The sequence below is a fragment of the Gemmatimonas aurantiaca T-27 genome, from assembly GCF_000010305.1.
GTDB lineage: Bacteria > Gemmatimonadota > Gemmatimonadetes > Gemmatimonadales > Gemmatimonadaceae > Gemmatimonas > Gemmatimonas aurantiaca.
Genome location: NC_012489.1, coordinates 1367201 through 1382818, shown reverse-complemented (window position 1 = coordinate 1382818; position 15618 = coordinate 1367201). Strand labels below are relative to the sequence as shown.

11 protein-coding genes are annotated in these 15618 nt (G+C 65.9%); 6 read left to right on the top strand and 5 right to left on the bottom strand.

Annotated features, from left to right (window positions below; all coding sequences use genetic code 11):
* Nucleotides 1-187 precede the first annotated feature (187 nt).
* Both GAU_RS05915 and GAU_RS05910 read right to left on the bottom strand, forming a co-directional pair.
* Nucleotides 188-1849 carry an N-acyl-D-amino-acid deacylase family protein gene (locus GAU_RS05915; protein ID WP_012682649.1) on the bottom strand — a complete coding sequence of 554 codons (1662 nt, stop codon included), beginning with the start codon at nucleotides 1847-1849 and terminating at the stop codon, nucleotides 188-190.
* Entirely contained in the window at nucleotides 1849-2328 is a 480-nt protein-coding gene (locus tag GAU_RS05910; protein WP_041265305.1) for an FKBP-type peptidyl-prolyl cis-trans isomerase, read from the bottom strand. Before GAU_RS05910 ends, GAU_RS05915 begins: the two co-directional genes overlap by 1 nt.
* A gap of 237 nt (nucleotides 2329-2565) precedes the next feature.
* On the opposite strand from GAU_RS05910, the gene GAU_RS05905 reads away from it, so the two are divergent.
* From GAU_RS05905 to GAU_RS05895, 3 genes are read left to right on the top strand one after another with little or no spacing between them, the layout of a single operon-like run.
* Nucleotides 2566-3870 carry a threonine/serine ThrE exporter family protein gene (locus tag GAU_RS05905; protein WP_012682647.1) on the top strand — a complete coding sequence of 435 codons (1305 nt, stop codon included), beginning with the start codon at nucleotides 2566-2568 and terminating at the stop codon, nucleotides 3868-3870.
* Nucleotides 3871-3876: 6 nt separating this feature from the next.
* The gene (locus GAU_RS05900) at nucleotides 3877-4791 is read left to right on the top strand and encodes a 4'-phosphopantetheinyl transferase family protein (protein WP_012682646.1); all 915 of its coding nucleotides are present in this window, start codon (nucleotides 3877-3879) and stop codon (nucleotides 4789-4791) included.
* 9 nt (nucleotides 4792-4800) lie between these two features.
* Nucleotides 4801-5397, top strand: a complete 597-nt coding sequence (locus tag GAU_RS05895; RefSeq protein WP_012682645.1) for a TlpA family protein disulfide reductase — start codon at nucleotides 4801-4803, stop codon at nucleotides 5395-5397.
* On the opposite strand, the gene GAU_RS05890 is transcribed toward GAU_RS05895, so the two are convergent.
* Nucleotides 5369-5812: a vitamin K epoxide reductase family protein gene (locus GAU_RS05890; RefSeq protein ID WP_012682644.1), complete on the bottom strand. Its 444-nt coding sequence runs from the start codon at nucleotides 5810-5812 to the stop codon at nucleotides 5369-5371. The two genes, GAU_RS05895 and GAU_RS05890, sit on opposite strands and share 29 nt — an antisense overlap.
* Nucleotides 5813-5911: 99 nt before the next feature.
* Here GAU_RS05890 and GAU_RS05885 point away from each other — a divergent pair, with 99 nt between their 5' ends.
* The 3 genes from GAU_RS05885 to GAU_RS20510 all read left to right on the top strand — a co-directional run bounded on the left by GAU_RS05885 (nucleotide 5912) and on the right by GAU_RS20510 (nucleotide 9484).
* Nucleotides 5912-6232 (top strand): DUF485 domain-containing protein, encoded by a 321-nt coding sequence (locus tag GAU_RS05885; protein WP_012682643.1) that lies wholly within the window; start codon nucleotides 5912-5914, stop codon nucleotides 6230-6232.
* Complete coding sequence (locus GAU_RS05880; RefSeq protein WP_012682642.1) at nucleotides 6229-7782, top strand: solute symporter family protein; 1554 nt, start codon at nucleotides 6229-6231, stop codon at nucleotides 7780-7782. Before GAU_RS05885 ends, GAU_RS05880 begins: the two co-directional genes overlap by 4 nt.
* Nucleotides 7783-8143: 361 nt before the next feature.
* Nucleotides 8144-9484 (top strand): GGDEF domain-containing protein, encoded by a 1341-nt coding sequence (locus tag GAU_RS20510; protein ID WP_012682641.1) that lies wholly within the window; start codon nucleotides 8144-8146, stop codon nucleotides 9482-9484.
* A 116-nt stretch (nucleotides 9485-9600) separates the two neighbouring features.
* Here the strand turns inward: GAU_RS20510 and GAU_RS20505 are convergent, their stop codons facing one another.
* Together GAU_RS20505 and GAU_RS05865 are read right to left on the bottom strand one after the other, a co-directional pair.
* Entirely contained in the window at nucleotides 9601-11325 is a 1725-nt protein-coding gene (locus GAU_RS20505) for a protein kinase domain-containing protein (RefSeq protein WP_169307603.1), read from the bottom strand.
* Between the two features lie 59 nt (nucleotides 11326-11384).
* Nucleotides 11385-15554, bottom strand: coding sequence for an ATP-binding protein (locus GAU_RS05865; RefSeq protein WP_012682639.1), 4170 nt, complete (start codon nucleotides 15552-15554; stop codon nucleotides 11385-11387).
* Nucleotides 15555-15618 lie beyond the last annotated feature (64 nt).

Here is a 15618-nt window from a genome sequence, read left to right as displayed (position 1 = left end):
AGCCGATGGAACGAGCGGGAGCGAGATCGAGGGGAGGAGATCATGGGGCCTTCGTCGCGTTCGGTGGAAAGAATCCGCCGTGGAGGCACCGGGGTGGCTCCGATCATGCGGACCCGCCGAACGAGGGGGCGGTCGGCGGGGAACAAGCGGGCAGGGTGTGTCACAGGTCGACGTCAGACCGCCACACTCAATTATTGGCCTTGGCCCCGTGTCGCACCACCCGTCCGGCGCGCACGCCGGTGGGTTTGCCATCCCGAACAGCCACCGTGCCGTTCACGATCACCGTTTCGATGCCCACCGGATACTGATGGGGTTCCGTGAACGTGGACTGGTCTTTCACCGTGCTGGCGTCGAACACCACCACATCGGCCAGGGCGCCCACCCGCAGCACGCCGCGGTCGCTCATGGCGAGTCGCTGGGCTGGCATCTGGGTCATCTTGTGCACAGCACTTTCCAGCGACAGCAACTTCTGCTCGCGCACATACAGCCCGAGGACCCGCGGGAACGTGCCGTATGCGCGCGGGTGCGGGTGACCATCCCCCGGACGCGACAGCCGGCCATCACTGGCGATCATCGTCTGCGGATGGGTCATGATGCGCCGCACGTCCTGCTCGTCGAGCACATGGTAGATGGCATTGCCACCGCCCTTGAGCATGGCCTGCAGCACCAACTGCGCACCGTTCTCCGGCGTGGGCTCGAGTTTCTCGCGCGTTGCCCAGTCCTTGAGCGTCTTGCCTTCGAGCGAACGATCCCACGGCACACGCGAGAACTGCACACGCGCCAGATCACCACCACCACGATCGTTCAGGATGTTGTCGACGATGCCACGAACGATGCTGTCCTTGAGCGCCGGCACGGCCAATCGCTTGCGGAACTCGGCGTCACCACCGGCCATCGCCCAACTGGGTACCAGCACACTGATACCGGTGTGTGTGGCCGTGTAGGGATACTGGTCGATCATCACATCGATGCCAGCCTTCCGTGCGCTGTCGACCATGGCCAGCGTCACCACACTCTTGCCCCACATCTGCTGGCCCACCGCCTTGTGATGCGTGAGCACCACCGGAATCTTCGCGCGGCGGCCGATCTCCATCGCCTCGCCCACACCATCGAGCAAACCGATGCCTTCCTTGCGCAGGTGTGACGTGTAGATGCCGTTGCTGTCGCTCGCCACCTGGGCCAGTGCCACCACTTCGTCCACGTTGGAATACGTGCCCGGCAGATACAACAACCCCGTGCTCAGCCCAAACGCGCCCTGTCCCATCGCCTCGGCCACCAACTGCTTCATGCGGGCCAGCTCCGCGGCATCGGGCGCACGCGCCGCCATGCCCAGCACCCGGCGACGCACGTCATTGTGCCCCACCAGATACGCCACGTTGATGCCGGGCTTCGCAGTGGTCACGGAGTCGAGATAGGGGCCCAGCGGCAACGAGGAGCTGCCATCAGGACCGCCCACTGCGAGCGTCACACCCTGCCGCAACGCGCTCTCCATGAGCGGCAACTGCAGGAGCGGTTCGAGATGCGCGTGCAGATCGATGAAGCCGGGCGTCACCACACGCCCTCGCGCTTCGATGACGGTGCGCGCCTTCGTGCGGGGCAGATTCGCGCCCAGGGCCACGATCCGGTCGCCCCTCAGCCCCACATCCACGGTGCGCGACGCGCTGCCCGTTCCATCGATGACTGACCCACCCACGATCAGTACATCGAACGAATCCACCGGCGGCTGCAGACGGGTGGCGACGGCCGTGTCACCACCCAGGCCCGCTACCGGCTCCGGCAGGTGCGACGAGAGCGCTCCGAATACGAGCAGCCCCAGCGCCGGCACCACGAACAGCGCACGCGCGGCCATTACCGCACCGTGACCAGTTCCACGTCGAAGACGAGCGTGGTGTTGGGAGGGATGGACCCCGATCCGCCACGTCCGTAGGCCAACGCCGAACCGATCACGAGTTTGCGACGGCCACCCACCTTCATGCCCGCCAATCCCTGATCCCAGCCGGGAATCACCTGACCGATGCCCAGCGTGAGGTTGATGGGCGTGCGACCCACACTGGTCTCGAAGCGGTTGCCGTTGATGAAATAGCCGGTGTAGTGCACGTCCATGGAACGCCCGGCGATCGCCTCGGCGCCCGTGCCAACCACCAGATCCTGGATGAACAGGTTGTCACTCTTGCGCGTCATCTGCGCAATGTTGACGCCCAGCGAAGCAGCATACGTCTCGACCGCCGGATTGGACGGAATGTCGGGCGTCGCGTCGGAGCCACAGGCCGTGGTGAGAAGCACGGCGCCGACCAGCGGCGCCACTCGGCGGATCAGGGTACGAAACATGTCGGATACAGTGGATCTGCGATGCAATGGGCACCGCACCGTCGCGCAGCCGGCATCGGCCATGGCGCACGCGACTCCTGCCAGAGATACCAGTGCCTGCAAGATACCGTCACGTCGACGGATCCACAGCACGGAGGCCCGGGATTGGGCCATGTTCACGACACGGCAATGTCACCAACACCCGATGTGCCACGGGTGAGGTTGCGTGAGCGTCTGGGCACACGTACGCTCCGCACCATGAGCGAAAGTGCTGCCGATCTGGGACCACCGCTGTTTGCCGACGGGCGCCACAAGGAACCCACCGCGGAACGGGTCGCGGCGGCCAGCCATTTCATTCTCGAGCTGGCACGCGCGCTGCATCAGCACGGCACGCCGGCGCATCGGCTCGAGTCAGCCCTTTCTGCGGCCGCGCAGCAACTCGGGCTCGAGACCAATTTCATGTCCACCCCCACCAGCATCATGGTGGGCATTGGCCCCATCGACCAGCAGCAGGTCCACCTGCTGCGCGTGGAGCCGGGCGACACGAATCTCGGGCACCTGTCGACCCTGGGAGAAATCACGCGGCAGGTCGTGGACGGGGAGATTTCCACGCGCGCCGGCCTCGCCCAGATCAACGCCCTGGCCAAGGAGCCTCCCCGCTACGCGGCCTGGCTGGTTCCGGTGGCGTTTGTGATGTCGTCGGCGGCCGTGGCCTGTTTCCTCAAGGTGCGCACCGGCGACGTGGTGGTGGCCTCCTTGCTCGGCCTCGTCACCGCAATCGTGTCCATTTTCGCGAGCCGACGGGAGAGCACCCGGCACGTGGTCGAACCCACCGCCGCCTTTCTGGTCACGGCGTTGGCGTTCACCCTCGACGGCGTGTTGCACACCAAGACGGGCTATGCCACCTCACTGGCCGGGCTTGTGATCATGCTGCCCGGGCTCACCTTCACCGTGGCGCTGACCGAACTGTCCACCCGACACCTGTCTTCGGGCACGGCGCGTTTGAGCGGTGCGCTGGTGACGTTCCTCGGTTTGGGATTTGGACTGGCTCTTGGTGCCAAGGCCGGCGCGGCCCTGGGTGAAGATCTGAGCCGTTGGCTCCCCAACTTGGCCGACCTGTCCTCACGCGCGCCCCTGCCCAACTGGGCAGAATGGGTGGCGCTGCTGGTAGCGCCTCTCGGGTTCATGGTGCTGCTCAAGGCCCAGCCCCGACACGCGCTGCCCATCGTCGTGGCCAGCACCGCGGCGTATCTCACGTCGAAGTTCGCCGGCGCCGCGATGGGCGAGCAACTCGGGGCGTTCCTGGGCGCGATGGTGGTGAGCGCCGGCAGCAACCTGTTCGCGCGCATGAAACGTCGCGTGGCGATGGTCACGCAGGTCCCCGGTCTGCTCATTCTGGTTCCCGGCTCCATCGGGTTCCGCTCGGTGACCTCGCTACTCGATCAGGAAGTCGAAACCGGCATTGCCACGGCATTCCGGGTCGCGATCATCGGCATTTCACTGGCAGCCGGACTGCTGGCTGGAAATGTCGTGACACGCTCCGTGAATCGCGTACGCATCTGATCCGGTATGCCTGAGCGCATGCGGCATCATGAGGCATCGTTGGCCGGACCATCGCGCCTCGCGTCCGCGCCGCTGCTGACGCAACTCGGTGGCAGTGTGCTGCGCAGCGCCCCCGTGGACGATGCGTTGATGAGCGATGCCGGCATCCGGGCATTGGTGGAAGCCGGGCACTTGCACGGTGATGAAGCGGAGCTCGCCCTTGCCATGCCCGAAGGACGACGCGGCACGTTCGTCGCAGGTCGTATGGCACTGCGTCATGCGATGCGGGACGCGATACCGATGGCGACAGAAACGGCGACCGCGAAGGGCGCCGAGACGTCCGGTCTGCTCTCCGATGCGTCGCTGCGGCACATGGCGTTTCTGCGCACGGCTCGGGGCGGACCACAGCTTCCGTCTGCCGTCACCGGATCGGTGAGCCACAAGCGCACCCTCGCCTTGGCGGCGATTGCTCCTCGGCATCGACGCGTGCCCGAAGGGGGCTTGCTGCAGCATGTCGGCGTGGATCTCGAACGCCGTCCCACCACAGACGACCTGCGGCGCCCCTCGATCGCCCGCCGGATCCTGACCCCGCAGGAGATCGTCTGGGTGCAGGCTCGGGCCACGGACCCGCTGCACGAACGGGAAGCGCTGCTGATTCACTTCGCCGTGAAAGAGGCCATCTACAAGGCCATCGACCCCTTCGTGCATCGCTACGTGCGTTTTACCGAAGTGGAACTCGAATTGCCCTTCGAGAGCGGCGACCGGGGCGAGGCCCCGGTGCAGTTGTTGCTGCCCGAACTGCGGGACACCGACATCGCCGTACGCGCGCAGTGGCATCTGGACGGCGACTGGATCGTGGCCACGGCGTTCAGCACGTCCGAGTCCGACGCGCAGGTCGGGCCTGGCACGGCGCCGGGATCCATCGGCGGCCTGACACGGTAGATTTGAGGTATGGCCACTCCCATTCGCCCAGGCAATCTCGCGCTCACCCTCGTGGCGCTGTCTTGTGCCGTCCTGATCGCCCGTCGGGCGACGGCAGAACGGCGCACATCGGCCGTCGACTTGTCGCGCGATCATCACGTCGTGGCGGGCACCGATACCGCGCCGGAAACGGCGCCGCGTCTGCAGGACGCCATCGGTGTCTACAAGGTGAAGAACCTGGCCGGGAAAACCGTGCCACTGATCGTCGAGGGGCAACCGACGATCGTGATGATCAATTCCCGCACCTGCTCGTGGTGCAAGAAGTCGCTCAAGGATATTGGCGAACTGTCAGAGGGCCGAGCGTTGCCGCGCCTGACCGTGCTCACGCTGGAGGGCGCCGCCGAAGGCGAACCGATGCTCGCCAAGGAGAAGATTGTCGGCGCCACCCTGGTTGGCCCAGCGGGGCCGTCGGAGCAGGTGTTGCTCACGTTCCGGAACGCCGGCACCCCCACGTTCATCGCGGTGGATCGCAATGGCCGTGTGGTACGCACCATGCCGGGCTATCCGATCCGCGAAGAGCTCAAGTTCTGGCACGCCGTCATGCTGGGAGAGGCTGAGGTTCCCTGAGGCGCTTGGCGTCGAGGATGACCAGCACCGCGAAGACGACCATCGTTACCGCGGACACGGCACACCAGGGGCAGAAGCCCTTCAGCACCACGAACTCGCCGTACTTGAGGCGCACCGTGAACAGCACCGCAGGCCACACCAGTACCTGCAGCGCCTGATTGGGCCACTTCACATCTTCGAATTGCGGCAGCGAGCCAACGACCGCTGTCAGAAAAATGAGCGTGTAGCCGATGGCCCCGATGAGGGCCACGTCGACCCCGAGAAACCAGCCATAGCGGCTGCCTTGTACGTAGGCACATCCACCGGCGCCCGTACAGGCGAGCGAGCCGGTCAGGCCAAGTTTCCAGAGATGCAGGTACAGCGCTACCATCGCGTTGGCCAATGCCGCGATGGCCATGAACTTGCGGATGCTCACAAGAGACTCACCGAAGAATCAGGTCGTGCCGTGAATGCCGGGCGACGGTTGTCGCCATCCCCTATCGCATAAGATCGCCTCTCCGTACCTTCGCGCGCCATGACGCCTGATCCCAAGTCTGCCGCGTTGGCGGCCACCCGTCAGCTCGCGGCCCAGCGGTGGCGCACGGCGCTGCTGCTCACCATCTCGATGGTGCTGGTCTACTTCGGCTTCATCCTGCTCGTCGCCTTCAACCCGGCTTTGCTGGGACGGCGCGTGGGCGAGGGACTGTCACTCGGCATTGTACTGGGCGCACTCGTGATCGTGGCCGCCTGGCTGCTCACCTTCACCTACGTGTCGTGGGCCAACCGCGTGTATGACCCGGCGCTGCGCGCACTGCGGGAACAGCATCGGGCGGCCAGCCAGGGAGGTGCGCCATGACCACGCTGTTGCAGGCCGCCGCCACGACGTTCGGCACACCCGACCCCGTCGCCATCGGGTTTTTTGGCGTGTTCATCGTCATCACGCTGGGCATTACGTGGTGGGCGGCGCGCCGCACACAGACGGCGGAACACTTCTATGCGGCGGGGCGCTCGGTCACGGCCGGGCAGAATGGGTTTGCCCTCGCCGGTGACTACATGAGCGCGGCGTCGTTCCTCGGTATTGCCGGGCTGGTATCCACCAGTGGATTCGACGGATTGATCTACTCCACCGGCTGGCTGGTAGGGTGGCCCATCGTGTTGTTCCTCATTGCCGAACCGCTGCGCAATCTCGGACGCTACACCTTTGCCGATGTCGTGGCCGCGCGCCTCAATCCGGTGCCGGTGCGGATCAGCGCCGCATACGGCACACTGGCCACCATCGCGTTTTACCTCATCGCGCAGATGGTGGGCGCCGGGAGCCTGATTCGTCTGCTCTTTGGCATCCCCTACGAAACGGCGGTCATCATCGTGGGACTCGCCATGATGGCCTACGTGCTCTTCGGCGGTATGCTCGCCACCACGTGGGTGCAGATCGTGAAAGCGGTGCTGCTGCTCGCCGGCGCAGCGCTGTTGGCAACCATGGTGCTGGCCCGCTTCGGGTTCGATCCGCGGGCGCTTTTTGCCGCTGCGGCACAACAGTACGGCGACCGCGTGTTGGCACCGGGATCCCTGGTTTCCAATCCCCTCGACGCCATCTCGCTGGGACTCGCGCTGATGTTCGGCACTGCCGGCCTGCCGCACATCCTGATGCGCTTCTACACCGTGCCCGATGCCGGCGCCGCCCGTCGGTCGGTGTTCATCGCCACAGGACTCATCGGCCTCTTCTACCTGATGACCTTTGTGCTGGGTTTCGGTGCGATGGTGCTGGTCACGCCGGATGTGATCAAGTCCATCGACGCTGGCGGCAACATGGCTGCGCCGATGCTCGCCGAGTTGTTGGGTGGACGTGCGTTTCTGGGCTTCATCGCTGCGGTGGCATTTGCGACCATCCTGGCCGTCGTCGCGGGTCTCGCACTCTCGGGCGCGGCCGCCATCTCACATGACCTGTGGTCGAGCGTGATCCGCAAAGGCCATCCGTTGCCGGGTGAAGAACTGAAAGTCGCGCGCCTCGCCACCATTGTCCTGGCCCTGGTAGCGATCGCGCTCGGCGTGGCGTTCAAGGGGCAGAACGTGGCCTTCATGGTGGGCCTCGCGTTTGCGATCGCCGCCAGTGCCAACTTCCCGGCGCTCGTGTTGAGCGTGTTCTGGCGACGCACGAGCACCATCGGTGCGGCCTCCAGCATGGTGGTCGGCACCACAGCCACGCTGGTGCTCATCGCGCTGTCACCCGCCGTCCAGGTGGACCTGCTGCACAAGAGCAGCGCCATCTTCCCGCTCAAGAACCCGGCGCTGATCACGATCCCGCTGTCCTTTCTCACGGGCATCGTGGTATCGCTGCTGACCCCCGATCGTGAATCCGCCCAGCGCTATGCGGCGCTGGAAACCCGGCTTTTGCTCGGCGAAGAGTGATGCAGGTCATGCAAGGGCGGCAGCTCATTCCCTACTTGGTGACGTGAGCGCATGGACGGGCGGACGTTTTTTCCGCCTCTCCATCCTCCTGAACTCGGCAGTAATGCCCGGGGGTACTGCCCCGCTGATGCCGGATTTTGCCTCGAATCACGGGACCGCCTTCCTGTCTCGTGAAAAATTACAATCGACTACTGCACAATAGTTTACGCACACTCACCGACACCATTTTCTGCGGTCTGTCGGTTATTGCTTAATGAATGGCATGCCTGTTGCCCAAGAGGGACGTGTCGCCGGTCCTCCACGGCTTGGAGGAAGCAGCCCGCCACCCATCACGGTTGGCTGACTCCTCACTCCCTCTCGCATGTCTTCCATGTTAGACCGCATCGCCCTGCGTGCTCCCTTCTGGAGCGCACTCACACTGCTCTCCGCCATCATCATCTTCGTCTCCGCCAGCACCCTGGGTGTGCCTGGCTTGGTCAGCACGGCGCCGTTCCTCGCCGGGTTGGCCATGTTGATGGCGATCGCGGGATGGCGCTTGCTGCACCGGGAGCTGCTGCATCGGATGCAGGACGATGCGGCGTTGCACGATCGCATGCGGCGTTTGCAGGAGGCCATGCACGGCAGTGTCGATGCCATGTTCCTGCTGCAGGCGGTACGCGAAGCGGACGGCGAGCTGGTCGACTTCGAGATCACCGACGTGAATGACAGCGGTGCACAGCTCGTCTACGGCGGTGGCCGCGAACTGGTGGGACAGCGCCTGCGTCGTGATCTCCCCATTCGTATCGGCGCGTCGTTGTTCGAGCGCTACGCGGATGTGCTCACCATGCGCACGCCGCTCGTCGAAGAAACGCGCGTCAGCCGTCGCCTCATGTCGGCGAGCTGGCTATTGCATCAGGCCGTGCCGACATCGGATGGTCTCGCCGTGACAGTACACGACATCTCCATGCACAAGCGTGAAGAGCGTCGTCTGCGTCGGGCGTCACTCACCGACGATCTCACAGGTCTCTACAACCGCCGTGGCTTCTTGGCCCTCGCTGAACAGCAGCTTCGTGTGGCCCGTCGTCATGGCAAGGACGCCGTCGTGATGTACGCCGACATGGATGACTTCAAGCAGATCAACGACACGTACGGACACGCCGTCGGTGATCGGGCGCTGGTGGCCGTGGGGCGATTGCTCGCCGACACGGTGCGCGATTGCGACGTCGTCGCACGACTCGGCGGTGACGAATTCACCGTGCTCGCCCTCGATGCCGATGGTGCCGGTGCGCGTGCCATCCAGCGTCGTGTAGACGAACGCCTGGCCGTCCTCAATGCTTCGGAAGCGTTCCCGACCACGATCAGTCTCACCGTCGGCTTCACCCGCGTGCGCCCAACCGACACGGCCGGCATTTCTGAGCTGCTGGCCCGTGCCGATCAACTGCTCTATCAACGCAAGCGTCGCCGTCGCCTGACAAAAGTGAATGGCGCCGCCGTACCAACTGCCACCAAGGCACCGGCGCCGAGCGCGACCCGCACACCGCGGCGGAGCACTCGCGTGGGTTCGAACATTGCGCCGTCGCTGTCGGTCGACACGATTCCCGCCAACGTGGCCGCTGTCGCGCGCGCCACAGCCATGGCGCTGCCCAATGTCACACCGATCACCGGAACCGGCACGTCGTCCGGCTATGGCACCCCCTCGCACTCGGCTTCACACGTGGCCTGACGAGGCCCGGGTACACACAATGTGTGCATTGTCCCTATTGCACTGAGTTGATCGCGCCCACGGGGAATCGTCCTCGTGGGCGCGATGGCGTCCGTGAGAAAGGCCCGCAGCTCTTCTTACCAATCCTGCCCGGACTCGCGCTCTTCGTCGTCGTGACTGCCTTCCAGCAAACGGCGCCACCACGGGCGCTGATCGCCCGCCCGACGCATGCTGCGCACCACCTGACGCCACGCCGCCCGCATCTCCTCGGCGTCTTCGAAACGGTCTTCCACACGCTGGGCGAGCCCACGCACGAGCCATGAGCCCAGCTCCTCGGGGAATCCTTCTTCGCGCAACTGCGCCGGCAGATCATCGGAGAGCTGATGTGCCAGCACTGTTTCTGCCGGTCCATCACCAAACGGCGGACGGCCGGTGAGTACGAAGAACACGATGCTGGCCAGCGCATAACAGTCCGTCGCCGGTCCCTGCGATTCTCCCAGCAACTGTTCGGGTGCGGCAAAGGACGGCGTGCCGGAGGTGCCCGCCTTCTCGTCACCCAAGGCGTACGCGATACCAAAGTCACCGATGCGCCAACGACGATAGCGATCGATGAGGATGTTTTCCGGCTTGAGGTCGCGGTGGATGATGCCACTGGTATGCGCAGCATGGAGTGCCTCGAGCACTTCGTCCACCTGCGGTGCGATCTCCTCGAAGGGACGCGGACCACTGCGGGACACGAGATTTGCCACCGAGCCGCCTTCGGCCAGCTCCATCGTGTACCACACCACACCGCCGCGACTGTCGCTGTCGTAGATCGGCACAATGGCCGCATGCGCCAGACCAGCCGCCAGCCGGGCTTCGCGACGGAAACGCGCCACGGCCACATCATCTTTGGCGATGTGCGGATGCAGCACCTTGATGGCCACTTCGCGCGACAAGGACAGATCGCGCGCGCGCCAGACACTGCCGAACATACCCTTGCCGAGTGGCGAGAGGATTTCGTAGTCGTCGGCCGTGACCCAGCGCAGACGCGTTTCCGGCGAATCGAACTCTTTCGGCAGTTCGTCGTCTTCCGGCCCGATGATGACCGGACGCACCGACACATGGCGATCGAGTTCACGCAACATCGTCGCGATACTCGGATAACGATGTGCGGGATCGGCCGACAACGCACGTTCGAGCACATTGGCCAGCGCCTGCGGACAATCGGGGCGCAGCAGCGACAGCGGCGGCGCGTTCCGTTCCGGGGCCGTTTCACCCGTGACGATGAGAAACATCATCGCGGCCAACTGCCACTGATCGGACAATGCGGTCGGGCGCCATTCACCCGGCTCCCACTCCGGTGCCCACGGGGTGAACTGGGGATCGGGAATCAGGCCCGCGGGACGCTGCTCTTTGGGCAACACCCACTCCCATCCCAACAACCAGAGACGACCGCCGGGTGTGAGCCATACCGTGCTGGGCGACACGGCACCGTGCGCGGCGGCCGTGTCGTGCAGGTACGCCAAAGCGCTCGCAGCTTCGCGAAAAACCTGGAACGCGAAGGGAATGGTCTCGGTGCCGAGACGCGACACCCGGGAATAGACCGTTTCTCCACCGATCCAGCGACGCAGATACCCGGGGCCGCGCCGACTTTCGTCATAGGACGCCCAGTAGTGATACGTCGTGGGGATGGACGGATGGTTCCGGTGCGCGAGCGCGCGCGCTTCGTACTTGAGCCACTCGCTGTGTTCCGGATCGAGCGCACTGACCAGTGACAGCGAGCGTCCCAGCGCGTCCACCACTTCCTGATAGTGACGGTGCTCGCGCTGCACCCCTTCGTCACCCCACGACCACCCCGGCGGCAATGTCCACGACGTCAAATGCGGTGGCGGACACGGCGTAGATGCATGGTCAGGGAGGGGTGATGTCCGGGTCATGCTCAAGAGTAACGCGGAAGCGTGCGTCCCGCCTCAGCGCCTTCGGGCGCGCGGCGCAGGACGATGCGAACAGCGGTTCCCACACCCGGTTCGCTGGTCAGACCAATCGCTCCGCCCCACCCTTCGATCAGTCGGCGGCTGATGGCGAGCCCCAGGCCACTCCCGCTGGTACGCGTCGAGAAGTGCGGTTCGAACACCCGCGGCAGGGTCTCCGGGGCGATGCCGACACCATCGTCGGTCACCTCGATAGCCAGCCCGTGACTGCGCTCATCGGCAAGGCGCGGGAGGTGTGGTGTCTCGTGGTCGTACCCCCCTGGCGCGGATGCCGGCGACACCCGCACGGTGACAGTGCGGGCCCCTGCCAGGCGGGCATTTTCGAGCAGGTTGATCATCACCTCGCGCAACTCGTCACGCAGCGCAAAGGCCACCGTGTCGCCCTCTGCCAGTGTGGTGTCACGCTCCACCAGCCAGTGCACGGTGTCACGACGCTCTTCATCACCCAACTGTTCGAGTGCGATGACATCGTGCACCACCTCCACCACGTCCACCGACACGGCCGGCATGCGGTCTTCGGGCGCCGTACCGTACTTGCTGAACGCGCGCGCGATCTCGTCGAGATGATCGATCTCCGCCAGCACACGCCCGACGTTCGTATCGAGAATCTGTCCGAAGTCACTGCGTCCGTCGCGGAACGCACGACGCAGATGCTGCACGCCGAGACGGATCGGCGTGAGCGGGTTCTTGATCTCGTGCGCGATCTGTCGGGCCATCTCGCCCCAGGCCAGCACGCGCTGTGCGGACGCGAGTTCGGTCACGTCGTCGAGCGTGAGCACAGCACCGGTGGGCAGGCGGGTCAGACGCGCACGCAATTGGCGCGCCGGAAGCGCAAGGTCGAAGGCGTCTTCTTCTGCGTCGCTGGCCAGAAAACGACGGGCTCGTGCCACGAGATCATCGAAGAGGCGCGGCAATTGCCACAACGAGGCCCGTCCGGCGGGCAAGGCCACGCCCAGCATCGCTTCAGCGCGCGGATTGGCGAGGATGATGTCGCCGTTCGCGACAATGGCGAGCACACCGGAAGCCACGTGCTGCAACACGGCCGCGGTGCGTTGTTGCGCGGCCTCGAGTGCGGCGCGACTCGTCGCGAGATCTTCTGCCATGCGTCCGAAGGCCCGATACACCGGGGCAAACTCGGTGGCCGGTGCTGCGCCCAGCATGGGTGCATCGCGGCCCGCCGCCACGGCCAGTGCCGCTTCCCGCAACACACCCACCGGTCGCGCCAGCGCGCGCGCCGCAATGCCGCTCGACCACACGGCCGCCAGCGCGCCCAGCATCGTGGCGAACAGCACCAGCACACCCAGGTCTTCACGCCGTGCGTCGAGTGCAAATTCATCACCGCGTGCCGGTGTGGCCAGCATCGATTCGGCGCGTGCGGCATCGTCACTGCGGCCCAGGCGACGATAGCCAACCAATGCACTGATCGGACCGGCGGCAATCCGGCGTGTCGTGAACACTTCTTCACTGGCAGCCGCATCGTCCACGAAGGTGACCGGCGACAGTCGGCCGAGCGGCGCCAGCGCGTCGAGCAGAGAATCGCTGGCCGTAGTGAGCATCCCGCGATGATAGAGGAACAACGGGGCACCGGTACTCGAAGGGGCCGTGCCCAGCATGCGTTGTTCCTGTTCGGTCGACGCGACACGCAGCGTCTCGCGCAGCAGGAGCTCACGGGCGGCCCGGTCGTCATCCTGCAATCGATACCAAGCCCACAGGGCGAAGATGGCCGCGGGCGCGATGAAGAACATCAGCAGAGCGCCTGAGAGTCGCACCCGATACGAGCGGGACCAGCGCACGCGGCGCACCCGCAACCACCGACCGAGCGCGCCATCCGCCAATGCCGTGGCCGACCACAGCAGCATCACCACACCCACATCGAGCAACACGAGCAGCGCCCCACGCGGCACCAAGGCATCGAGCCCACGCAGGTCCACCTCCACATGCACGCCGCGCACACCGGATGCCCCACCGGCCACGCCATCGCCATGCATGGCTTCCCCCCGTCGTCGCCAACTGAGCGCCCGTGGCACACTGTCGCCTGCCGTCACACCGGAAAATTCGAGACGATACGGCGGCGCACTGCCACGGGATCCGGTGACACCGGTATAGGCGGCGAATGGATCGGTGGGCAGGAGACGGGTGCGTGGTGGCACCGCGATGGTCGTGACGGTGCCATCGATAGCCGGTACGGCCGCCATGAGCAGCGTGGTGGGTCCGTCGTCCACAAAACGCAGCTCCAATGCCCCACTCTGACGTGCCAACTGGGCGAGATACGCCTGCGCGCCCAACGTGTCATTGACCGGCGCCAGTTCGAGGACCGACACCGCGCTGTCCGGGTGTTCGGCACTCCACCGCGCCAGTCGGGCCGGATAGCCGGCCAACGCGAGTTCGCTGGCGGCATAGCGGCGCAGCAGCGCGTCACTGCGCTGCACGGGGCGGGTCTCGTCACGCAGCGTCGTGGCAAAACGCTCCAGCAGGCGCAACGCATTGTCGTCCACCACCGCCAGGCGTTCGAGATCGTGCTGGGCCAGCGCCAGTCGCGCACGCACCGTGGCGCCCCAGGTCAGCGTAGCGGCTCCGGCCCCGGCCACCACGGCCGCGGCCATGATCTGCGACAGACCGCGACGCGTGAGCGCCAACGTCACAATGGCCAGGATCCAGAGCGCCGGATACCACGCCGGCCATGTGCCTGGCGCTTCCCACAGCGCAGGCGCCAGACCACCCGCGATGGCGGCGATCAGGAGGGTCACCACCGGCGGCAGTCCGCGCCGCCCCCCCAGCACCGCACGCCCGGCGGATGCACCAGCCAGCAGAATCGCCGCCCCCACCAGCGCGAGGGCGAGCTGCCACGACACCCAGAGACCAAATCCGGCGCCGGCCGCCGGCAGGGCAATACCACGGGCCAGATCGCGCAGCAGGAATGGCCCCCCAAAGGCCAGCGCGATCACCAACCCACCCGAGAGCAGACGGGAATAGCGACCGTCGCGTGTGCGGAGCGCAAACAGCAGCACCGCGAGCACCAGCGCCGCCGTGATCAGCAGTGCCGCAATGGTCGCCGTGAGCGAGCCACCCATGGGTGCGAAATAACTCGCCGGGTCGAACAACGGAGACACGTTGGACAACCCCGTCAGCGGGGCCATCGATACACCCGCCAACACGGCAATCGCCGCCGCCATCCGCTCCGGCGTGCCAGCCGGTCGACGCCAGGCCACCACCAGGATCCCGACCATCGCAATCGCCAGTGCCACACTCGTGCGCATGCGCGCGCGCTGCTCGAAGCGCAACCGCGTCTCACCTTCGGTGAACGTGGTGGCGCGCACCCGGGCCAATCGACGCGCGCCATCAGGCACCACGACGACGGTGGTACCCAGCTCGACATGCACGCTGTCCGGCGACTCCACGACGGTATGCGCTACATCGAAGCCACCGGGCAGTGTCTGCAGCAGCGGACGGGCGAAACGATCCGCTGGAGGTGCCGAAGACACCAGAGCCAGGGCCACCACTTCCATCTGTCCATCGGGCGAGCGATCGCGGGCCACCAGCGATGTGTGGAATGCTCCATCGATCAGACGCACGCCCGGCACATCGGAGGCCGGAAACTCCGTATGCGCCTGCCCGGCCCGGGCCACCAGATCCCCCCGGTGATAGACCAATAGTGCCGATTCCACTCCGCGTGGCAGCGGAGCACTCAACGAGCGAATCCGTCCCGTCGACACTTCGGCCATCAGTGTCGAATCGGCGGCCAGTTGTCGCGTGAGGTCGCGCAGTACCCCCGCCACATCCGTAACGCTGGCGGCAACCCGCTGCGCGCGCGACTCCCGTTCGGCCGCCGACCAGCCGGCCCAATTGCTGCGCAAGGCCACCAGCGTGGCCGTGTCGCTGGACGCGATCAGGAGGCCCGTGGCAATGGCGGCGACACTGAGCACCGCCACCGTGCGCGGCTGCCGGACGGTGGGTACCAACCAAGCCGCCCACGCGGTCACCGCCACGGCGGCGGCGAGGCGCAGCCAGCCCGGATCCTGCTGCCAATAGGCGAGCGCGACCAATGCCCCGGCCGACGCCGACACCCAGGCGACGGGCCAGCGATCGGATGGTGTGGCAACGGGGAGTCTGGGGCGCATTGCCCCACAATACCCCGGAGTCACCCACAGGGCGAAGGGGGCCCAAACTCTGCCACCGGAGCCG